Here is a 21,187-nt window from a genome sequence, read left to right as displayed (position 1 = left end):
GGCTACCGCGCCGCGAGCGCCTCCACGGCCGTCGAGGCGAAGCCGTGGTCCTGTTCCGGGGCGCCGCCGCCGACGCCGATGGCGCCGATCAGGCGGCCGTCGCGGTGGACCGGCAGGCCGCCGGCGATGAAGAGGAGCGGGCGGTCGAGGGCCGTCGTGAGGCTGTGGAAGGGGCCGTCCGGCTTCACCAGGTCGACCAGGTCGGCCGTGGGGGCGTTCAGCTGGAGGGCTGTGTACGCCTTGCGGGTGCTGGTCTCGCCGGAGATCAGGACGGCGCGGTCGTCGCGGCGGAAGGCGAGCAGGTGGCCGCCCGCGTCAAGGACGGTCACGCTGACGGTGACCCCGGCGTCCTCGGCGGCGCGGCGCGCGGCGGAGAGCAGGATCTCGGCGTCCTGGGTCGTCAGCGGGGTGATGGTGGCGGGGGCGGTGGTGCTCATGGTGCTGTCTTCCTTCTTCGGTGAGGGGGAGTTGGGGGAGTACGGAGTTGCGGGAGGTCAGTGCAGGCCAGCCGGTACCGGCGCGGTGGCCTGGGGTCGGCCGGTCTCGGTGTCGATGTCGGTGGTGGTGTCGGTTTCGGCCGAGTCCGTCGCGGTCCGCGTGCGGCGGTCCAGGAAGGCGGCCAGGAAGGCGAGGAGCAGCGCCGTACCGGAGAGCAGCGCGCCGACCCAGTTCGGGGCGGTGAAGCCGAGGCCCGCGGCGATGACGACACCGCCGAGCCAGGCGGCCAGGGCGTTGCCGAGGTTGAAGGCGCCGATGTTGGCGGCCGAGGCGAGCGTCGGGGCCTGCTTGGCCTGGTCCAGGACCCACTTCTGGAGCGGCGGCACGGTGGCGAAGCCGAGGGCGCCGATCAGGGTGAGGGTGATCGCGGCGAGGACCTTGTGGTGCGCGGTGGCCGTGAAGAGCAGCAGGGTCAGGGACAGCGCGCCGAGCGACACGAACAGCATGGGCATCAGGGCGCGGTCGGCGAACCTGCCGCCGAGCAGGTTGCCGAGGAACATGCCGATGCCGAAGAGGACGAGCAGCCAGGTCACGGCGGCCTCGGTGTAGCCGGCGACCTCGGTCATCATCGGCGTGATGTACGTGATGGCCGCGAAGACACCGCCGTAGCCGAGGACGGTCATCGCCATGGCCAGCCAGACCTGCACGTTCTTGAAGGCGGCGAACTCGGTGCGGACGTTCGCGGTCCCGGGCCGCCCCGTCGCGTTCGCGGGGATGAGCCTGGCCACGCCGAGGAAGCCGATCACGCCGAGCGCGGCGACGAGGGCGAAGGTGACGCGCCAGCCGGCGGCCTGGCCGATGTACGTGCCGAGCGGGACGCCGACGATGTTGGCGACGGTCAGGCCCATGAACATCAGGGAGATCGCGGACGCCTTCCTCTCCGGGGCGACCAGGTCCGCGGCGACGACCGAGCCGATGCCGAAGAAGGCGCCGTGGGCGAGCGAGGCCACGACCCGGCCGGCCAGCATCATGCCGAAGGACGGCGCGACGGCGGAGAGCAGGTTGCCGACGACGAAGAGGCCCATCAGGAAGAGGAGCATCTTCTTCCGGGACACCTTCGTGCCGAGCACGGTCAGGAGCGGGGCGCCGAACACGACACCGAGGGCGTAGCCGGTCACCAGCCAGCCGGCCGTGGGGATGGAGACACCGAAGTCGCCGGCGACCTGGGGAAGCACGCCCATGATCACGAACTCGGTGGTGCCGATCCCGAAGGCCCCGATGGCGAGGGCCAGGAGCGCGAGAGGCATGGTGGAGCACCTTCCAGAATGCTTGCAGGGGGTTCTTGCTTGCTTCGACAATAATTGCATACGCGGGTTAAGTGCAAGCGGTGGGTATTGCGGGCGGGGGTGGTGCGGTATTGCCGTACGCGGGGTTCCCCGCGCCTGTTGGGCCCTGTCGCAACACCTCGTGTTCACCTCGGGTGTGCCGGAAGACCGCCTGCTGATCGGACGCGAGTCGTCCGGCTCGGCGGTAATGGCTCTCTGCCCGTGACGTGGACGTGAACACCGGGCCTACGCGCAACCGCGCGCCGCGCGAGACACCCCGGAGGACGTGTGCCCCCTGCTGCCGAGACCGTGCCCGACCGGGGCGAAGGCGCGCGCACGGAGGCCGAGCGTCCGGGCGCTCCGGACAGCGGCGGGAGCCGACCCCGCGAGCAGCGTTTCCTCGCCCGGGTCCGGCGCAGCATCCGCGTCCGGGCGGCCGCCGCTGCCACCCTGCTGACCTGTCTCGTCCTCGGCCTCGGTGGACTCGTCGCCGGCCACCATCCGTTCGGGCCCACCACCCGCAACACCGTCGATCTCGGCCAGCAGTACCTGCCCTTCCATGCCCACTGGCGTCGACTCCTGCTCGGCGAGGCCGACGGCGACCTGTTCCTCAACTGGAGCGCGGGCTTCGGGTCGAACTTCCTCGGCGACTACGGCACGTATCTGAGCAGCCCGTTCGACCTGCTGGTCGTGCTCTTTCCCGCCGACCGGATCGAACTCGCCCTCTACGTCATCACCGCCGCCAAGATCACCGCCGCAGGCGCGGCCATGGCCGTCCTGCTCCTCCGGCTCCGCCGGGGCCCCTGGCAGGTCGCGGCCGTCCTTGGCGCGGCTTACGCGCTCTGCGGCTGGACGCTCAACTACGGCACCACCGTGCCGATGTGGCTCGACGGACTGCTCGCCTTCCCCCTTCTCTGCCTCGTGGGCGAGTGGGCCCGCGGCGGCCGCAGGCCCGTCCTCGGGCCGCTCGTCGTCGCCCTGGCCTGGTACGCCAACTTCTACACCGCGTACATGGCGACCCTCGGCGCGGCCGTCGTCCTGACGGTCCGCCTGCTCACCGAGAGCGGACCGGCCCGCCGTCGACTGGCCGGGCTGCTGCGCGCCTCCCGTTCGGTCCTCCTCGGCATCGGCCTCGCCACCCCGCTCGTCCTGGTCATCTACACCGCCACCAAGACCGCCGACCCGACGCCCGAGGTGACGTTCACCGCCGTCGCCTGGACCGAGGTGTTCGCCCGACTGCTGCCCGCCACGGCCAGCGTCGCGAGCCCAGCCCTCTTCATCGGCACCCCGGCGCTCGCGCTCGCGCTCGCGCTGCCGTTCAACGGCACGGTGGCGCTCAGGACCCGCCTCGCCTGGACGGCCGCGATCGTCCTGGTCGCGCTCTCCCTGCAATGGGGCCCCACCCACCTCCTCTGGCACGCGGGCGCCTCGCCCAACGGCATCCCGTACCGGCAGACCTTCGTGCTCTGCGGGCTGCTGCTGATCGCTGCCTGGCTCTCCACCGCCCGCGGGCTGCCCCCGCTGCCCGCCCTCCTCGGCGGGGCGGCCGTGCTCGCCGCCCTCGCCTTCGCCGCCCGGGGCAGCCTCGTCGTCGACCGCTGGACCTACCCGGCCTTCGCCGCCGCCCTGGCCCTCGCGGCGCTCGCCGCCGTCGCCGTCCTGCTCGCCCGGCGGTACGGGGTCGGCGTCAAGGTCCTGCCCGCCCTCGCCGTCGTCCTCCTCGTCGTCGCCCAGGCGGGCGAGGCCGCCGTCACGGGCGGCAGGATCGCCGAACAGTCGCTGAACCAGGTCCACTGGTCCCCACGCGTCGGCCCCTGGCAGGAGGACGTACGGCGGGCCGTCGCCGACAGCGACGGCTGGCCACGCCACCGCACGGACCCCGGCGAACTGCCGGGCGGCAACGACGTCCTGCTCGTCGGCGGCCAGAGCTCCGAGTACTACTCCAGCCTCACCGCGGAGTCGTACAACGAGACCCTCTCCGCGCTCGGCTTCGGCTTCTGGGCCAAGGGCCGCCATCTGACCACGCTCGACAACCCGGTCACCGACGCGATCTTCTCCGTCGGCACCCGGATGCGGTCCACGCCCACGAACCGCGTGACGACCGACGCCCTCCCCGAGGCGGACATCACCGTCACCGACACACCCGTGCCGCCGCTCGTGACGGTCCGTCCGGACGTACGGCTGCCCGCGAGCGGGAGAGAGGCAGGGGCGGGGGCAGGGACCGGTACCGACACCGGGACTGGCACCGGCACCGGCACAGGTACCGGCACCGAGTCCGACACCGGCAGCGGCTTCGGCGATTCCGCCTTCGCCAACCAGGAGTTGCTGCTCGGCTCGCGGGTCTACACCGTTCCGGAGCGGGTCCGGCGCACCGACGGTCCCGGCGGTGCCACGACCCTGACGGCCTCCTGCCCGGCCGGCTCCGGCGTCTGGCTCTGGGCGCCCGAACTCAAGGCCCACGCGACCCTGGCCGGCGGGCGGCCCGTCTCCTTCTTCGGCGGACTTCCTGCCGTGCAGGGCCCGATGAAGACCCTGGGCACCGTCCCCGCCTCCGGTTCCGTCACGATCGAACTGCGCGGCTCCGAGCGGCCGGCCCTGCCGCGGCAGCCCATCGGCTGCCTGGACCAGAAGCGACTCGACACCGCCGTACGGGAGTTGACCGCGACCGGCGCCACCGACGTCGAGGTCTCCGGTCGCACGTTGACCGCCGAACTCCCGCCCGGCAGCACGGGCACCGCCGTCATCGCCGTACCGCGCATCTCCGGCTGGAGCTGCGCGGCGGGCGACGCGGCCCCCGAACCCGCCCAGCGCCACCTCGGTTTCCTCGCCGTACCGCTCGACTCGGCGACGACATCGATCACGTGCTCGTTCCGGCCGCCGGGGCTGCGCGCCGGCGGTGCGATCGGGGCCGTCGCCCTGCTCGTTCTGCTCGCGCTCGGATTCCGGGGCCGGTTCGCCAGGAGGGCGTCAAGAGTTCACCTGGAGTCCGCGTCCGGCTCGTCGGACGGGAAATGACGGTGGCTACGCTGCCCGTCCGACCGGCGTTCGCCCAGGTGAACGTCGCCGCGAGCCCGCTCGTCCGCCGAGCGGACGCGCGCCCGTCCGCCGATCCGCCGATCTGTTCGTCCGCTGGTCCGTTCGTCTGCTCTTCTGTTCGTCCGGCTTGAGTGTGGGGATGTCCGAGTGCCCAAGTTGTCCGTCATCGTGCCGTTCCACAACGTCGGGAGCTATGCCTCCGACACCATGCGCAGCCTCGCGAGCAACGCGGACCCGGATTTCGAGTTCCTGCTGGTCGACGACTGCTCGACGGACGAGACGCCGCACGTCCTGGACCGGTGGCGGGACCGGATCCCGAACGCCCGGGTGATCCGCCACGAGACGAACCTCGGCGTGGCCCAGGCGCGCAACACCGGGATCGACGCGGCCACCGGCGACTACCTCACCTTCCTCGACGGCGACGACTGGTACGCGCCTGGCCACCTGCGCGCCATGGTCGACGGCATCGACGCCCTCGGCTGCGACTTCGCCCGCACCGACCACGTCCTGTCGACCGGCACGAAGCGCGCCATCCGCTACGCGCCCGCGAAGCAGCGCGAGACCGTGATGGACCCGCGCGACGGCATCGCCCCCGCCAGCATGATCACGATGGTCGACTACCCCTTCGTCCCCTTCGGCGTCTACAGCGGCCGGCTCTTCGAGAACGGCGGCTCGCGCTTCGAGACCAAGCTGCGCACCGCCGAGGACCGGCTCTGGATCTGGCGCCTGCACCTCAACGCCGCCACCTACGCCTCCCTCAGCGTCCACGGTGTCTTCTACCGGCGCGGGGTCACCACCTCGCTCACCCAGATCACCGACAACCGCCAGCTCGACTTCATCCCCTCGTACGACCTCCTCCTGGAGGAGGTCTCCGCCGACCGCGACGCCGACCGCTTCCTGCCGAAGGCGGTGCGCACGTACTGCGCCATGATCGCCTTCCACATGGGCAAGGCCGACCAGTACGAACCGGCCGTGACCAAGCGGCTCAAGCAGAACGTGACCGACGCCCTGCGCCGGATGCCGCAGCAGGTGCTCGACGAGACCCTCGCGACGATGGACACCGCGCGCAGCACCCTGCTCCGCGGCCTGCGCGCCACCGGAAGGACCGCCTGATCATGACCGCGACGCCCGCGAACCCGCGTACCACGGCCGCGAAACCGCGTACGACGACGGCGAAGCCGCGCATCCAGATCTTCGAGGTGTCCACGCTCTACGGCGCCGCCACCCTCGCCGCGGCGATCGACGCGGGCCAGTTCGGCGCCGCCGCCGACGCCCGCCGGATCCTGCTCGTCTCGAACAACGCCGCGATCCCCGAGACCGCGCTGCGGATGGAGACGATGACCGGCTACGACCGGATCGCCACCCGCTTCGACGAGGTCGTCGACTGGAACGAGGCGATCCAGCCGCACCACCCCGCCACCTGGTCGCCGCGCACCGAGGAGGCCCCGCTCTGGCAGCGGGTCTTCCGCACGGCCTGGGACCTCGGGGACGCCCCCGTCGAGCTGATCGTGGAGTCCATCCAGGTCAACCCGGCCAAGGCGCTCGCCTTCGTCTTCGCCGAGTCCACCGTCCAGGTCTACGCGGACGGCCTGATGAGCTACGGCCCGACCCGCGAGGAGCTGCCGCAGTCGATCGCCTGCCGGATCGGACGCCTGCTCCACCTCGACCTGGTGCCCGGCCTGCGCCCGCTGCTGCTCTCCGAGTACGGGGTCGAGCCCGAGCTCGTCCCGGACGACGCCTTCCGCGGGGTCCTCGCGGAGATCGCCGAGGCGGCGGAGGGCGACCGGACGCTGACCGAGGCGGTCGCGGCCGAGCCCACCGCGCTCCTCCTCGGCCAGTACCTCGCGGCGCTCGACATCCTCACCGCCGACGAGGAGGAGGAGCTGCACATCCGGATGATGCGCGGGGCCGCGGCGGCCGGGCACACGTCGGTGATCTTCAAGCCGCACCCGACCGCGCCCGCCCGCTACTCGACGGCGCTGAACGAGGCGGCCGAGGAGGCCGGCGTACGGCTGACGGTCCTGGACGGCCCGCTGCTCGCCGAGACCTTCTACGAGCGGTGCCGGCCCCGCCTTGTCGTCGGCTGCTTCTCGACCGCGATGGTCACCGCGTCCGTCTACTACGGCGTGCCGATCGCGCGCGTGGGCACCGGCACGGTCCTGGAGCGGCTGAAGCCGGTCGAGAACAGCAACCGGGTGCCGCTGACCGTCGTGGACCACATCGTGCCCGACCTGGAGACCGGCGCGGGACCGGCCGTCCCGGGCGCTGGCCCCGAGACGCTGACCCCGCTCGTCCGGGCCGTGGGCCACTGCATGCAGCCCAAGCTGTACCCCCTGCTTCGGGACGAGACCGCCCGCTTCCTCGACGCCCACAGGGGCGACGCGGACATGGCGCGCTACTTCGACGCCGAACGGCTGACCCAGCTCGGTCTGCCCGGCGGCGGCCCGGCCCCGCGCGTCGGGGCGTCCTCCCGACTCCGCCGGAGCCTGATCCGCACAGGCAAGGGCTGAACGACGGGGCTGAACGGCGGGGCCGCACGACGAGGCCCGAACACGGCGAGGCCCGAGACCGCGGGGCCTCCGCCGACTGCGCTCGTCAGGCCGTTGCCGCCGAGTGGACGATCGTGAAGACCGCCCCCTCCGGGTCCGCCACCAGCGCCATCCGCCCCGTCGCGCCCTCCCTGGGCGGCCGCATGACCTGGCCGCCCAGCTCGGTGACGAGCCGCGCGGCCGCGTCCGTGTCGGCGACCTCGAAGTACGTCATCCAGTGCGGACCCCGGTCACGGGGGAGCGCGGTGCCGACGCCGTGCAGGGCCGCCACCGGGCGTCCGTCCAGGTGGAGGGTCAGATAGTCGAAGTCGGCGGAGACGACCGGCTCGACCTCGTACCGGAACACCGTCTGGTAGAACTTCGCGACCGCCGAGGTCTCGTACGTCAGGAGTTCGTTCCAGACCGGCGTCCCGGGCGTCCCGGCGGTCGCCGTGCCGCGGTGCGCCCCGGACTGCCAGACGCCGAAGACGGCGCCGACCGGGTCCGAACAGATCACCAGGCGGCCGGCCTCGCCCGCGTCGAGCGGGCCGACGGCGACCGTGCCGCCGCAGCAGCGGATGGTCTCCGCGGCCTCGTCGGCGTCGTCGGTCGCCAGGTACGTGGTCCAGGCGACCGGCAGGTGCCGGTCGGGCGGCAGCTGGCCGATGCCCGCCACCTCCTTGCCGTCGAGCAGGGCACGGTCGTACGGCCCGAGCTGCTGCGGACCGGGGACGAACTCCCAGCCGAAGAGCGCGCCGTAGAACTCCCGCGTCGCGTCAAGCCCATGCACCATCAAGCTCACCCAAGAGGGTGTACCGGGTGTGCGCCGAGTCACCTCGGTCATCGTCACTCTCTCCTCGGACCATCGTCGTGGCCGTGCGGGGGACCCGGGCGCACGCATCCGTGCGGGCGGGGTGGGAGCGGGGGCCCTGGGGATGTCTCGGCTTCCGCAGCGGGTTTCCTGCCCGCCGACCACGCCCCGTACACGCCCCTCGGGCGCGCCCGTGCACGATGCTCGCACCGACGGGCGCCGCGCGCGCCTCGGCCGCGCCGGTTTCCCGCGGCCCGGCGGTCTCCCGGGGAGGTCTAGGCCGTGGTCCGTTCAGGCGCGGGCTGCGCGAGGATGGCACCCATGAAGCCCATCATCTCCGCAAGCGATCTCGCGAGCGACCTGGCCGCGGCGCGCCGCCCGGTGCTCCTCGACGTCCGCTGGCAGCTCGGCGGCCCGCCCGGACGACCCGACTACGAGGCCGGGCACGTGCCCGGCGCGGTCTACGTCGACCTGGACGCGGAACTGGCCGCTCCGCCCGGCTCGGGCGGCCGTCACCCGCTGCCGGACCTGGAGGTCTTCGGTGCGGCGATGCGCCGGGCGGGTGTCTCCGCCGGCACGCCGGTCGTCGTCTACGACGGCGGGCTCGGCTGGGGTGCCGCGCGGGCCTGGTGGCTGCTGCGCTGGACCGGGCACACGGACGTACGGGTCCTCGACGGCGGCCTCGCGGCCTGGACGGCGGCAGGGCACGAGCTGTCGAAGGAGACCCCGAGCCCGGAGCCCGGCGACTTCGCGCCGCGCCCGAGCGAGGTCGGGCTGCTCGACGCGGACGCCGCCGCGGCCCTGGCCCGCACGGGCCTGCTGCTCGACGCGCGGGCCGCGGAGCGCTATCGCGGTGACGTGGAGCCGATCGATCCGGTCGGCGGTCACATCCCGGGCGCGGTCTCCGCCCCGACGGCGGAGAACGTGGACGAGACCGGCCGCTTCCTGCCCGCGCGGGAGCTGGCGGCCCGCTTCAACGGGCTCGGCGCCCAGGAGGACGGCCTGGTCGGCGTCTACTGCGGTTCCGGCGTCTCGGGCGCGCACGAGGTCCTCGCCCTGGCGATCGCGGGCATCCCGTCCGCCCTCTACGCGGGCTCCTGGTCGGAATGGTCCAACGACCCCGCGCGCCCGGTGGCCAAGGGCCCGGACCCGCAGTAGCCGACAGGCCGAGAGTCGACAAGCCGAAGGGGCTCGCACCGATCCCGGCGCGAGCCCCTTCTCCGTATGACGTGTTCCGTCCGGCCGTCCGGCCGTCCGGCTGTACGGGCGTCAGTCCTGCTTCTTCCTTCGCGTACCGAAGACGATCTCGTCCCAGCTCGGGACCGCCGCGCGGCGGCCAGGGCGGACGCCGTCCGCTTCCGCCTGGCGGTCCGTGGTGCCGGTCAGGCGGTCGCGGTGGCCCGAGACCGCGCGGGGCATCAGGACGTCGGCGTAGGCCGATCCCGCCCCCGCCGAGGCGGCGGGAGCCGGGGGCTCCTCGGCCTCGGGCTCCTCGCCGGGCTCGGTCGAGGCCGGTTCGGTGGTCCGGTCCGGGACGACCATGTCGCCCCGGAAGTTGGGTACCGCTTCCAGCAGGCTGGTCAGCGAGTCCCGCTCCTCCTCGGGCTCGGGCACCGGAGCCGGGCGCTCGATCTGACGGTCGAGCGTGCGGTCCAGGGGCCGGTCGCGCGGCAGCCGGGCGATCCGGGGCACGAACGGGAAGCTCGGCTCCGGCGCGGCCGCGAGGGTGTCGTCGGTCTCGCCGATCAGCGCGCGCGCCTCGTCGTCCACGGCCTGGACGAGCCGCCGGGGCGGGTCGTACGTCCAGCTCGCCGTGTGCACCTCACCGGCGACGCGGTAGACGAGCAGGACCTCCCAGGTGCCGTCGTCCCGGCGCCAGGAGTCCCACTGCACGGTGTCCTTCTCGGCGCCGCGCAGCAGCAGCCGCTCCTGCACCGCCTCGCCGAGCTGCGGTCCGGTGTTCTCACCGGGCCGGCGCACGGGCGTCTTGCGGGCCCGCTCGGCCATGAACGCCCGCTCCGCGAGTACGGGGCCCTCGAAGCGCCGTACGCGGTCGACGGGGATGCCGGCGAGCTGGGCGACCTCCTCGGCGGAGGCACCGGCACGTATCCGCGCCTGGATGTCGCGCGGGCGGAGGTGGCTCTCCACCTCGATCTCGATCTGACCGAGCCGCGCGCGGTCGTTGCGCACGGCGGCGCGCAGCCGCTCGTCGATCGGAAGCGTGTACTCCGTGCTGTCAGCAGCCTTCAGCACCAGTCGTGTGCCGTCGTTGGAGACGGCCACGACACGCAGTTCGGGCATGGGGACCTCCCGGGTGGTGCCTGCCGACGTCACGTGCGTCGCTGCTTCCGCTAGTCGAGTGTGGCCTGCCCGGGTGCAGCCTGCCACAACCTTGCCGAGTTGCCCGGCGTGTCGGGCATGGACCCTGGAACGCCGTTATGGCACGGTTACCCATCTACGACGCAGAGTGACGGACGGTCACGCTCCGCAGTGGGCGATCGTGCGGTGCCGCGGCACCGCCGGTTCGAGTGCCACGTTCGGCCCCCTCCCCGTGACCCGGTACCCATGAGGGAGCCCGGACCCAGGGATCGCCACAGTACTCCATTCGGGCCACCTGGGTGGACCGGCGCGCCGCTCAACTTCTCCGGAGGTACGGGAGTTGAGTCTCCGTGATCTCCGACCGCACGTGGCGCTCTTCACAGAAACCCCGGAAACGGAACTATTCACTTCGCCCATTTGTCCCTTGTGGGTATGGAGCAGGAGAAGAACGGTGAGAAGAAGAAGCTCGACCTGAGCGTCGCTCAGGTCTCGGGCTCCGCGGTCGCCGCCGTCGTGGCGGCCAAACTCGCCTCCACGCTCGGTGTGTACGGCACGATCCTCGGCGCCGGTGTGATCAGTGTCATCGCCACCTGCGGCGGCTCGATCTTCCAGCACGTCTTCAAGCGCACGGGCGAGCAGATCCGGGAGGTCACCGTCCATGCCGAGCCGTCCAGGGTCCGGGTCGATCTCCCCGCGCCCGACCGCACCCAACTGCTCACGACCGTCGGCGGGCCCGCCGTACCCCCGTACGACGAGGAGTTCAGCGAGGCGACCACGCACGGCACCCGCGTCCGGGGCTGGAAGCGGTCGGCCGTCGGGGCCGCGCTCGTCTTCGTGGTCGCCATGGGCGGCATCACCGCCTACGAGCTGATCTCCGATCAGGACTTCAGCGGCACGAAGGGGACGACGACCTTCGGCACGGTCGTCGGACGCGGCGGCGAGGCGAAGGAGCAGCAGCCGTCCCGTGACGAGCCCACCCAACAGCGGCAGGACCAGCAGGAGAAGGGTGGCGGCGCTCCCACCGACGGCGGGACGCCCGACTCCGGGAATCGCACCCCCGACCCCACGCCCACCCCCTCGGACGCCGGCGGCGACCCGACGCCCACGCCGACCCCGCCGCCGACCCCCACGCCGACCCCGACCCCCAGCGGTCCGACGACGCCCACGACGCCCCCGACGGACACACCGTCCACCGGCGCGGGCGCTCCGGAGCAGGCCGGAACGCCCGCCGGGTGACATACCACCTGGTGGACCGTCAGTCGCCCAGGACGCGGCGCAGGTAGTCGTTGGCGAAGAGCCGGTCGGGGTCGAGCCGGTCGCGCAGCGCGGTGAACTCGGCGAAGCGCGGATAGACCTCGGAGAAGTACGCCGCGTCCCGCGTGTGCACCTTGCCCCAGTGCGGTCGGCCGCCGTGCGCGGTCATGATGCGCTCCACCGCGGTGAAGTACGCGCGGTGGGGCGTGCCCTTGTAGAGGTGCACGGCGATGTACGCCGTCTCGCGGCCCGAGGCCGTGGAGAGCGCGATGTCGTCGGCGGGCGCCGTCCGCACCTCCACCGGGAAGCTGACCTTCAGCGGCGAACGCTCGACCATCTCCTTCAGCTCGCGCAGCGCCGCGACGGCAGCCTCGCGCGGCAGGGCGTACTCCATCTCCACGAAGCGCACCCGGCGCGGGGAGGTGAACACCTTGTACGGGATGTCGGTGTACGTACGGGCCGACAGGGCACGGCTGGAGACCTTGGCGATCGACGGGATCACCGGGGGCACCGCCCGGCCCACCGAACACGCGAGCTGGAAGACGCCGTTCGACAGCAGCTCGTCGTCGATCCAGGCGCCGACACGGCCGGGCGGGGCCGCGGGGCCCGCGCTCCGGTTGTTGCGCTTGGTGTTGCAGTTGTCCGTGTGGGGGAACCAGTAGAACTCGAAGTGCTCGTTCTCCGCGTGCAGCGCTTCGAACTCCGAAGTGACCCTGTCGAAGGTCATCGGCTCCTCGCGCGCGGTGAGCAGGAATATCGGCTCGACGGCGAAGGTGATCGCCGTGACCACGCCCAGTGCGCCGAGCCCGATCCGGGCGGCCGCGAAGACCTCCGGGTTCTCCTTCTCGGAACAGGTCAGGAGTCCGCCGTCCGCGGTGACCAGCTCCAGCTCCCGGATCTGCGCGGCGATCGAGGCGGAGTCGCGGCCGGTGCCGTGCGTCCCGGTGGAGGTGGCCCCGGCGACCGTCTGCTCCATGATGTCGCCCATGTTCGTGAGCGACAGGCCCTCGCGTGCCAGCGCCACGTTGAGCCGCTTGAGCGGAGTGCCGGACTCCACGGTCACGGTCATCGCCTCGCGGTCGATCCGCCGGATGCCCGTCAGCAGGTCCGGCCGGACGAGCAGGCCGTCCGTGGCGGCGATCGAGGTGAACGAGTGGCCGGTGCCGACCGTCTTCACCCGCAGCCCCTCGGCGGCGGCCGCCCTGACGGCCTCGGCCAGCTCGTCGGCCGAGGCGGGGCTCACCTCCCGCGCGGGGCGGGAGGTGACGTTCCCGGCCCAGTTACGCCACGGGCTGCTCGCCGCCCTCGTGCTCGTCCACCGTGTTCTCGGCTTCGTGCTCACGCTGCCCCTCCCGCGTCGGCACCGGCCTGCGTAGCCGGCGGTACCCCAGGAGACCCACCGCGACCGCGAGCGCGCCCGAGACGACGGGCACCACGTACCCCGCCTCCGCACCCGACGCGTCGACCACCCAGCCGGCGGCCGAGGAGCCGAGCGCCACACCGATCGCCAGCCCGGTCCCTGTCCAGGTCATGCCCTCGGTCAGTTGTGTGCGCGGTACGTGTGCTTCGACGAGGGCCATCGTGGTCACCATCGTCGGTGCGATGGAGAGGCCCGCGACAAAGAGCGCCACGGCCAGCAACGGCAAGTTCCCGGCCAGTAGGAGGGGGATCATACTCACGGCCATCGCGACGACACCCACCAGCCACCTGCGGGACGGCTCGCCCTTGAGGTGCAGCAGCCCGAAGACGGCACCGGCCAGGCAGGAGCCCAGCGCGTAGACCGCGAGGACCAGGCTGGCGGCGGCCTTGTGGCCCTGCTCCTCGGCGAAGGCCACGGTGACCACGTCGACCGAGCCGAAGATCGCGCCGGTGGCGACGAAGGCGAGCGCGAGGACCTGCAGGCCGGGGGAGCGGAGCGCCGAGCCGCCGGAGTGGGCGTCCTTGGGGTGCGGCGCGGGCTCGGTGGCCCGCAGCGAGGTCAACCAGAAGACGCCGATCGCCAGGAAGACGGCGGCGAAGAGCGGGCCCGCCTCGGGGAACCAGATCGTCGACAGACCGATGGAGATGATCGGGCCGAAGATGAAGCACACCTCGTCGACGATCGACTCCCAGGAGTACGCGGTGTGCAGCCGGCGGGCCTCGCCCCGGTAGATGGACGCCCAGCGGGCCCGGGTCATGGCACCGAGGCTCGGCACGCAGCCGATGACCGCGGTGAAGACGAACAGCGTCCAGTCCGGGGCCTTCTGCTGCACGCAGAGCAGCAGCCCTGCGGCGGCGACGAGCGAGACGAGGGTGACCGGGCGCAGGACGCGGCGCTGGCCGTACCGGTCGACGAGCCGGGAGACCAGCGGGCCGAGGACGGCGGCCGACATCGCCATGGTCGCGGAGAGCGCGCCGGCGAGGCCGTAACGGCCGGTGACCTGCGAGATCATGGTGACGATGCCGATGCCCATCATGGACAGCGGCATCCGGCCGATGAAACCGGCCACGGAGAACGACGCGGTGCCGGGCGCCGCGAAGATCGCGCGGTAGGGACTGGGCAAGGTGATCTCCGGGCGGGCTGCGACTCAAACGTGTAATTAATAGCTAAAGCCTACGGCTTTGAACTGGATGCCGCAGCCACTTTTTCGGTCGGGCTGGACCGAGGGCCGTCGAAGGCCGACCACCGGGGCCTCCCCGCCGCGGGCGGGGGAAGGGTGGGAGGATCGGTGCCATGTCCGATCAGCACGATCCCGCCCCGTACGACGCCCTTCTGCTGCTCTCCTTCGGCGGCCCCGAGGGCCCGGACGACGTGGTCCCGTTCCTGGAGAACGTGACGCGCGGCCGAGGCATCCCGAAGGAACGGCTGAAGGAAGTGGGGCAGCACTACTTCCTGTTCGGCGGCGTCAGCCCGATCAACGACCAGAACCGCGCGCTGCTCGACGCGCTGCGCGAGGACTTCGCGCGGGCCGGCCTCGACCTGCCGGTCTACTGGGGAAACCGGAACTGGGCGCCGTACCTCACCGACACCCTGCGGGAGATGGTCACCGACGGCCGGCGCCACATCGCCGTCCTCACCACCAGCGCCTACGCCTCGTACTCCGGCTGCCGCCAGTACCGCGAGAACCTCGCCGACGCGCTCTCGGAGCTGGAGGCGGAGGGGCTGCCGCTGCCCCGCGTCGACAAGCTCCGGCACTACTTCAACCACCCCGGCTTCGTCCGCCCCATGGTCGAGGGCGTGCTCACCTCGCTCTCCGAGCTGGACGAGTCCGTCCGGGCCGAGGCGCACCTCGCCTTCACCACGCACTCCATCCCGGACTCGGCGGCGGACTCCTCCGGCCCCCTCGGGGACCACGGGGAGGGCGGCGCCTATGTGCGCCAGCACCTGGACGTGGCCCGGGTGATCGTCGACGCCGTCCGCGAGGAGACCGGTGTCGCCCACCCCTGGAAGCTCGTCTACCAGTCGCGCAGCGGCGCCCCCCACATCCCGTGGCTGGAGCCGGACATCTGCGACCACCTGGAGGAGCTGCACGGCGCCGGCGCCCCGGCCGCGGTGATGGTCCCGATCGGCTTCGTCTCGGACCACATGGAGGTCCTCTACGACCTCGACACCGAAGCCACCGCGAAGGCCGCCGAGCTGGGCCTGCCGGTGCGCCGCTCCGCGACCGTCGGCTCCGACCCCCGGTTCGCCGCCGCCGTACGGGACCTGGTCCTGGAGCGCGCGGCGGGCGAGCGCGGTGCCCGGGTCGAGCGCTGCGCGCTCGGCAGCCTGGGCGCCTCCCACGACCTCTGCCCGATCGGCTGCTGCCCCGCCCGCGCGGAGCGACCCGCCGCGGCCGGCGCCGACAGCCCGTACGCCTGAGGAGCCCCGTGACCGAGAACCCCGCACCGCACGACGCCCTGTCGACCGAGCTGCTCGGCCTCGCCCTGGAGGCGGCACGCCTGGCCGGCGCGCTGCTGCGTGACGGCCGGCCGGACGACCTGGCGGTCGCCAAGACCAAGACCAGCCCCATCGACGTCGTCACGGAGATGGACATCGCGGCGGAGAAGCTGATCACCGGCTTCCTCGCCGAGCACCGGCCGGACGACGGCTTCCTCGGCGAGGAGGGCGCCGCGGCCCCCGGCACCAGCGGCGTCCGCTGGGTCATCGACCCCCTCGACGGGACCGTGAACTACCTCTACGGGCTGCCGACCTGGTCCGTCTCCATCGCCGCCGAGCGCGACGGCGAGACCCTCATCGGCGTCGTCGAGGCACCGATGCGGAACGAGACGTACCGGGCGGTGCTCGGCGGCGGTGCGTACGTCACCGCCCCGGACGGCGAGCGCCGCCTCGCGGTCCGCCCCGCGCCCCCGATGGACCAGGCGCTGATCTCCACCGGCTTCGCCTACGTCCAGACCCGCCGTGCCCACCAGGCCGACATCGCCCAGCGGATGATCCCGCGGCTGCGTGACATCCGGCGCGGTGGGTCGGCCGCCATCGACCTCTGCGACGTCGCCGCCGGCCGGCTCGACGGCTACTACGAGCGGGGCCTGAACCCCTGGGACCTCGCCGCCGGGGACTTGATCGCCCGGGAGGCGGGCGCCCTGACCGGTGGACGGCCCGGCGAGCGCCCGTCGGGCGAACTGGCCGTCGCGGCCCCGCCGGGCGTCTTCGAGCCCCTCCAGACGCTCCTGGAGGAGCTCGGGGCCTGGCACGACTGAGCGCCCCGTGCCCGCCAGGGTCCGGACATGCGGAGAGGCCCCGGTGCTGTGGACACCGGGGCCTCTCCGCACGAGGTCAGACGCTGGCGGCGCCGACCTCCACGCCGTGCTCGGCGGCCAGTCGGTGCAGGTCGTCGAGCTCGGCCTGCTCGACCTCCGCGAGGAAGTCGTCGCCCGTCTCGCGTGCCCGTGTGAGGTCGGTCTGCGCGGTCCTTATGCGCTGCAGCAGTCCTGCGGTGAAAGCGTCCATGGTTGCGCCCCCTCGTCATGGGTCGTTGGCACGGGGGTGTGCCGAGGGTGGGTGGACCACACGCTGCGAGCCTCTGGGGGGACAGAGCGGCCAGTGGCGGCCACGTACGCGTGCCACGAAGCAGAGTGTGATCACGGGGTGTGCAGACGTCCTCCCCAGCTGTTTCCTCAGAGAAACCTCAACTGGCCCGAGAACAAGGTGAATTCTTCGCACGCCCCCCTCTGGCCCCCGCCGTGCTTCCGTACGCCCCCCACCTTCCGTGACGCCCCGGGCCCGCCTCCCGCAGGCCGTCTTACAGCCGGTTTACGCGCGTACGGGGCAGGATGGACACGCACAGTCAGTGCTCGGAGTAGTGCTCAGACCGCCCGGTCCGCGTTGAGGGCAGGGGCCCACAGGAAGGAATGACCGACGTGCGCGTACTCGTCGTCGAGGACGAGCAGCTGCTCGCCGATGCGGTGGCCACCGGACTGCGCCGGGAGGCCATGGCCGTCGACGTCGTGTACGACGGCGCCGCCGCCCTGGAGCGGGTCGGGGTGAACGACTACGACGTGGTCGTCCTCGACCGCGACCTTCCGCTGGTCCACGGCGACGACGTCTGCCGCAAGATCGTCGAGCTCGGCATGCCCACCCGGATCCTGATGCTCACCGCCGCGGGCGACGTCAGCGACCGTGTCGAGGGCCTGGAGCTCGGCGCCGACGACTACCTGCCGAAGCCCTTCGCCTTCAGCGAGCTCACCGCGCGCGTGCGCGCCCTCGGCCGCCGCACCACCGTGCCCCTGCCGCCCGTCCTGGAGCGCGCGGGCATCAAGCTCGACCCGAACCGCCGCGAGGTCTTCCGCGAGGGCAAGGAGGTCCAGCTCGCGCCGAAGGAGTTCGCGGTCCTGGAGGTCCTCATGCGCAGCGAGGGCGCGGTCGTCTCGGCCGAGCAGCTCCTGGAGAAGGCCTGGGACGAGAACACCGACCCGTTCACCAACGTCGTACGGGTCACGGTCATGACCCTGCGCCGCAAGCTGGGCGAGCCGCCGGTCATCGTCACCGTGCCCGGCTCCGGCTACCGGATCTGACGCGGTGGCCTCGACACCGGCGCACCCACAGGCGCCCCCGAAGCCGACCTGGGACCCGAGGGACCCGGTCAGGCCCCTGCTCCGCCCGACCATCCGGATACGGCTCACGCTGCTGTACGGCGGCATGTTCCTGATCGCCGGCATCCTGCTGCTGTCGATCATCTACCTCTTCACCGCGCAGGCCCTCGGCGACAGCGCGTCCGAGCTGCCCTTCAAGGTCGTCGAGGGCAAGGTCCAGCCGACCACCTCCTGGTGCCAGCTCCCCGTCCAGGGCACCGGCGAGCAGCTCAACGAAGCCGTCTCGGCCTGTCTGCAGCACCAGCGGGACATGGCGCTCGGCGACCTCCTGCGGCGCTCCCTGTTCGCCCTCATGGGGTTGAGCATCATCGCCTTCGCCTTCGGCTACGCCATGGCCGGCCGCGTCCTGTCCCCGCTGGGCCGGATCACCCGGACCGCCCGCCAGGTGGCCGGCTCCGACCTGGCGCGCCGGATCGAGCTGGACGGCCCGGACGACGAGCTGAAGGAGCTCGCGGACACCTTCGACGAGATGCTGGAGCGCCTGGAGCGGGCCTTCACCGCCCAGCAGCGGTTCGTCGCCAACGCCTCGCACGAGCTCCGCACCCCGCTGGCGATCAACCGCACGCTCCTGGAGGTCCATCTCTCCGACCCCGGGGCGCCGGTCGAGCTCCAGCAGCTCGGCAAGACCCTGCTCGCCACCAACGAGCGCAGCGAGCAGCTGGTCGAGGGCCTGCTGCTGCTCGCCCGCAGCGACAACCAGATCGTCGAGCGCAAGCCGGTCGACCTCGCGGAGGTCGCCTCGCGCGCCATCGACCAGGTGCACGCCGAGGCCCAGGCCAAGGGCGTGGAGATCCGTGGCGAGCGCGCCCTGGCCGTCGTGCAGGGCAACGGCGTGCTCCTGGAGCGGATCGCCCTGAACCTGGTCCAGAACGCCGTGCGGTACAACGTGCCGGAGGAAGGCTGGGTCGAGGTCACCACCGCGACCGAGCACGGTCAGGCGGTCCTCGTCGTCTCGAACACGGGTCCCGTGGTTCCCGCGTACGAGATCGACAACCTCTTCGAGCCGTTCAGAAGGCTCCGGCAGGAGCGGACCGGGAGCGACAAGGGCGTCGGACTCGGCCTGTCGATCGCCCGATCCGTCGCGCGGGCCCACAGTGGCCGTATCATCGCGGAGCCCCGCGAAGGCGGCGGTCTCGTGATGCGTGTCACTCTGCCGATCTGACACACTTCGAGTACCAACCGGTTCCGTTCGCTTTGCGCGGAATTCCCGGGTCCCGTTCCTGAGACGCACGTGTGTGATCGATCACAGGGACGCGCATCCGGCGCTCTACTCTCCGTGATCGAGAATTCATGGGAAAACCCGGAAAAGTCCGGGTTTCCCGGGCCCTGGATGACGGGAAGTACACGGGGTGGCGCCCGTGAAGGGCGGCAGGAGGACCGTGTACGGTCCGGTTCGCCACCCAACGCCGATCACTCGTGAGAGGGCCGGTTGGGTGTCGATTGAGTAACAGACCTTGATGTGAGGCAAAATCTCCGCCTCGGGTCGGGCACAAGTCCGGCCTCTCACGCGTTACGTGCGCTGGAGACACCGCAACCACCCAGAGGGGGAGAGCGACATGGCAACGGATTACGACACCCCACGCAAGACCGACGACGACGTCGATTCGGACAGCCTTGAGGAACTGAAGGCCCGCCGGAACGACAAGTCGACCTCGACGGTCGACGTCGACGAGTTCGAGGCCGCCGAAGGCCTGGAGCTGCCCGGGGCCGACCTCTCGAACGAGGAGCTGGCCGTCCGGGTCCTGCCGAAGCAGGCCGACGAGTTCACCTGCATGAGCTGCTTCCTCGTGCACCACCGCAGCCAGCTGGCTCGGGAGAAGAACGGCCAGCCGATCTGCCGCGACTGCGACTGAGATCGGTCGACCGTGGCAGGCGACTCACCGTCTCGGAAGCGACGCTTCCGGCTTCCTGGGAGGCCGGAGACGTACCAGGGCGGCTCGAACGCGGCCGACGTGGCCCAGGAGGCCGCGCCGGCCGAGCAGACCGCCCTCCTGCCCTCCCTCGGCGCACGTGACGACGAGCGAGGCCCCTCGGCCTCGCTCGAAGCAGCCACGGCTCCGGAACCGGAGGAGCGGGACGCCTCACGCGGCGGCCGCCTCGCCAAACGCGTCGCCGACCCGGCGCGCGCCCAGCTGGACCGTATGAAACTCGACCGCGCGCGGATCGACGCCGTCAAACGCGGCGTGAAGCGCGGCGGCGAGAGCGCCAGAGCGGGTATCGGCTACCTCGCCGACCGGATCATCGAGATCGCCCCGCGCGTTCCCGTCCGGGACCTGGCGACCCTGCGCAAGCACTTCCCCGGGCTCGGCCCCGAGCAGATCGCCGACAAACTCGTCACGGGCGCCTGCAACGCCAGCTCGACCGTCGGCGCCGGCGTCGGCGCGGCCGCCATGCTGCCCGTACCCCCGGCCATGCCCGCCGAGCTGGCCGCGGAGATCACCGGAGTCGCCGCGATCGAGCTCAAGCTCATCGCCGAACTCCACGAGGTGTACGGACTCAGGCCCCCCGGCGGTATCACCCAGCGGTCGACCGCCTATCTGACGTCCTGGACCGAGGAGCGGGGCATCGACCCCACCAAGCCGACCACCGTGAACGCGGCGCTCGGCGGACAGCTCAAGCGCGAGCTGCGCCAGCAGATCATGAAGCGCATGGTGCGCAACCTGCCCAACCTCATGCCGTTCATGGTCGGCGCGGCCGTAGGCGCCGTGATGAACCGCCGGGACACCAGGAAGCTCGCCCAGCACGTCCGCAAGGACCTGCGGGCGCGACAGGTCCCCTGGGACGCCCTGGAGGGGCTGCCCCCGCTGGAGCAGCCCGAGAACCCCAAGCAGATCGGCTTCTAGCCGCCGACCCCTGGTGCGGCGGGCGCGGGCCGGCTCAGCCCTCCGCGCGGGCCGCCTCGATCGCGGCCGCCAGACCCTCCGGGTCGCGGCTGGAGAGGTAGACGTACGGGGTCGGGTCCGCGGGGTCCGTGACCTCGATCCGGACCGCCCGCGGCACATAGCTGCGCAGCAGCATGAAGGCGCGCGGATCGGCCTTGAAGGTGCGCCAGGCGCGCGCCTCCTCCTCGTCGAGCACCTCCGGCGTCCCGAGCGCCGACGCCGGGATCCGCGCGTCGCCCGCGACCAGCGAACCGGCCACCACCCGGATCCGCGCCGAGCCGTACGAGGACACGGCCACCGCCGCCAGCGCACCCGCGGCGATCACACCGCCCAGCAACGGGACCGTGCCCAGCGGGAACGTCACCAGGCCGCCGCTGAGGCCCAGCAGAGCCGCGATGACCCACCAGGATCCCGGGGCGGTCAGCCGCTCGTCGAAACGCGGCTCCGAGGCCGCGGCGGCAGGCGGAACGGGGGAGGAGGCGGAAGGCTGCATGCGTCCAAGCTTGGCACGGCGCGACCGGC

19 protein-coding genes are annotated in these 21,187 nt (G+C 72.2%); 11 read left to right on the top strand and 8 right to left on the bottom strand.

Annotation, left to right across the window (positions count from 1 at the left end; translation table 11 throughout):
• Window positions 1-2: 2 nt before the first annotated feature.
• Window positions 3-437, bottom strand: a complete 435-nt coding sequence (locus ACF09C_RS35290; protein ID WP_392097483.1) for a heme-binding protein — start codon at window positions 435-437, stop codon at window positions 3-5.
• Window positions 438-494: 57 nt separating this feature from the next.
• Window positions 495-1,745: an MFS transporter gene (locus ACF09C_RS35285; protein WP_392097481.1), complete on the bottom strand. Its 1,251-nt coding sequence runs from the start codon at window positions 1,743-1,745 to the stop codon at window positions 495-497.
• Window positions 1,746-2,051: 306 nt separating this feature from the next.
• Here ACF09C_RS35285 and ACF09C_RS35280 point away from each other — a divergent pair, with 306 nt between their 5' ends.
• The 3 genes from ACF09C_RS35280 (at window position 2,052) to ACF09C_RS35270 (ending at window position 7,309) form a co-directional block, all read left to right on the top strand.
• Window positions 2,052-4,778 carry a YfhO family protein gene (locus ACF09C_RS35280; protein ID WP_392097480.1) on the top strand — a complete coding sequence of 909 codons (2,727 nt, stop codon included), beginning with the start codon at window positions 2,052-2,054 and terminating at the stop codon, window positions 4,776-4,778.
• A gap of 168 nt (window positions 4,779-4,946) precedes the next feature.
• Complete coding sequence (locus tag ACF09C_RS35275; RefSeq protein WP_392097478.1) at window positions 4,947-5,912, top strand: glycosyltransferase family 2 protein; 966 nt, start codon at window positions 4,947-4,949, stop codon at window positions 5,910-5,912.
• A 2-nt stretch (window positions 5,913-5,914) separates the two neighbouring features.
• Window positions 5,915-7,309 carry a polysialyltransferase family glycosyltransferase gene (locus ACF09C_RS35270; RefSeq protein WP_392097476.1) on the top strand — a complete coding sequence of 465 codons (1,395 nt, stop codon included), beginning with the start codon at window positions 5,915-5,917 and terminating at the stop codon, window positions 7,307-7,309.
• 85 nt (window positions 7,310-7,394) lie between these two features.
• Here the strand turns inward: ACF09C_RS35270 and ACF09C_RS35265 are convergent, their stop codons facing one another.
• Complete coding sequence (locus ACF09C_RS35265) at window positions 7,395-8,171, bottom strand: VOC family protein (protein WP_392097475.1); 777 nt, start codon at window positions 8,169-8,171, stop codon at window positions 7,395-7,397.
• A 288-nt stretch (window positions 8,172-8,459) separates the two neighbouring features.
• Here ACF09C_RS35265 and ACF09C_RS35260 point away from each other — a divergent pair, with 288 nt between their 5' ends.
• Window positions 8,460-9,296 (top strand): sulfurtransferase, encoded by an 837-nt coding sequence (locus ACF09C_RS35260; RefSeq protein WP_392097473.1) that lies wholly within the window; start codon window positions 8,460-8,462, stop codon window positions 9,294-9,296.
• A gap of 111 nt (window positions 9,297-9,407) precedes the next feature.
• Here ACF09C_RS35260 and sepH read toward each other — a convergent pair whose 3' ends face one another.
• The gene (sepH, locus tag ACF09C_RS35255; RefSeq protein ID WP_392097471.1) at window positions 9,408-10,472 is read right to left on the bottom strand and encodes a septation protein SepH; all 1,065 of its coding nucleotides are present in this window, start codon (window positions 10,470-10,472) and stop codon (window positions 9,408-9,410) included.
• 417 nt (window positions 10,473-10,889) lie between these two features.
• Here sepH and ACF09C_RS35250 point away from each other — a divergent pair, with 417 nt between their 5' ends.
• A complete protein-coding gene (locus ACF09C_RS35250; protein ID WP_392097470.1) occupies window positions 10,890-11,693 on the top strand; it encodes a hypothetical protein in 804 nt (267 codons plus the stop codon).
• 19 nt (window positions 11,694-11,712) lie between these two features.
• On the opposite strand, the gene ACF09C_RS35245 is transcribed toward ACF09C_RS35250, so the two are convergent.
• Both ACF09C_RS35245 and ACF09C_RS35240 read right to left on the bottom strand, forming a co-directional pair.
• On the bottom strand, window positions 11,713-13,053 hold the full coding sequence (locus ACF09C_RS35245; protein WP_392097468.1) for a D-arabinono-1,4-lactone oxidase: 1,341 nt from the start codon (window positions 13,051-13,053) through the stop codon (window positions 11,713-11,715).
• Window positions 12,992-14,254, bottom strand: a complete 1,263-nt coding sequence (locus tag ACF09C_RS35240; protein ID WP_392097466.1) for an MFS transporter — start codon at window positions 14,252-14,254, stop codon at window positions 12,992-12,994. The genes ACF09C_RS35245 and ACF09C_RS35240 overlap by 62 nt, the downstream gene beginning before the upstream one ends.
• A 170-nt stretch (window positions 14,255-14,424) precedes the next feature.
• On the opposite strand from ACF09C_RS35240, the gene ACF09C_RS35235 reads away from it, so the two are divergent.
• Together ACF09C_RS35235 and ACF09C_RS35230 are read left to right on the top strand one after the other, a co-directional pair.
• On the top strand, window positions 14,425-15,552 hold the full coding sequence (locus tag ACF09C_RS35235) for a ferrochelatase (protein ID WP_392097464.1): 1,128 nt from the start codon (window positions 14,425-14,427) through the stop codon (window positions 15,550-15,552).
• A gap of 8 nt (window positions 15,553-15,560) precedes the next feature.
• Entirely contained in the window at window positions 15,561-16,391 is an 831-nt protein-coding gene (locus ACF09C_RS35230) for an inositol monophosphatase family protein (RefSeq protein WP_392097462.1), read from the top strand.
• Between the two features lie 76 nt (window positions 16,392-16,467).
• On the opposite strand, the gene ACF09C_RS35225 is transcribed toward ACF09C_RS35230, so the two are convergent.
• Entirely contained in the window at window positions 16,468-16,641 is a 174-nt protein-coding gene (locus tag ACF09C_RS35225; protein WP_361967377.1) for a hypothetical protein, read from the bottom strand.
• A gap of 410 nt (window positions 16,642-17,051) precedes the next feature.
• On the opposite strand from ACF09C_RS35225, the gene ACF09C_RS35220 reads away from it, so the two are divergent.
• From ACF09C_RS35220 to ACF09C_RS35205, 4 genes are all read left to right on the top strand, one after another.
• Window positions 17,052-17,705, top strand: coding sequence for a response regulator transcription factor (locus tag ACF09C_RS35220; RefSeq protein ID WP_362414573.1), 654 nt, complete (start codon window positions 17,052-17,054; stop codon window positions 17,703-17,705).
• 4 nt (window positions 17,706-17,709) lie between these two features.
• A complete protein-coding gene (locus ACF09C_RS35215) occupies window positions 17,710-18,945 on the top strand; it encodes a sensor histidine kinase (RefSeq protein WP_392097459.1) in 1,236 nt (411 codons plus the stop codon).
• Window positions 18,946-19,339: 394 nt separating this feature from the next.
• Window positions 19,340-19,636 carry a DUF4193 domain-containing protein gene (locus tag ACF09C_RS35210; protein ID WP_003955561.1) on the top strand — a complete coding sequence of 99 codons (297 nt, stop codon included), beginning with the start codon at window positions 19,340-19,342 and terminating at the stop codon, window positions 19,634-19,636.
• Between the two features lie 12 nt (window positions 19,637-19,648).
• Window positions 19,649-20,626 carry a hypothetical protein gene (locus ACF09C_RS35205; protein ID WP_392097458.1) on the top strand — a complete coding sequence of 326 codons (978 nt, stop codon included), beginning with the start codon at window positions 19,649-19,651 and terminating at the stop codon, window positions 20,624-20,626.
• A 34-nt stretch (window positions 20,627-20,660) separates the two neighbouring features.
• On the opposite strand, the gene ACF09C_RS35200 is transcribed toward ACF09C_RS35205, so the two are convergent.
• A complete protein-coding gene (locus tag ACF09C_RS35200; protein ID WP_392097457.1) occupies window positions 20,661-21,158 on the bottom strand; it encodes a DUF3093 domain-containing protein in 498 nt (165 codons plus the stop codon).
• Window positions 21,159-21,187: the final 29 nt, after the last annotated feature.

The sequence above is a fragment of the Streptomyces sp. NPDC014870 genome (assembly GCF_043081505.1).
Taxonomy (GTDB): Bacteria; Actinomycetota; Actinomycetes; order Streptomycetales; family Streptomycetaceae; genus Streptomyces.
The sequence above is the reverse complement of the archived record's forward strand: the minus strand, read 5'-3'. Positions and strand labels throughout refer to the sequence as shown.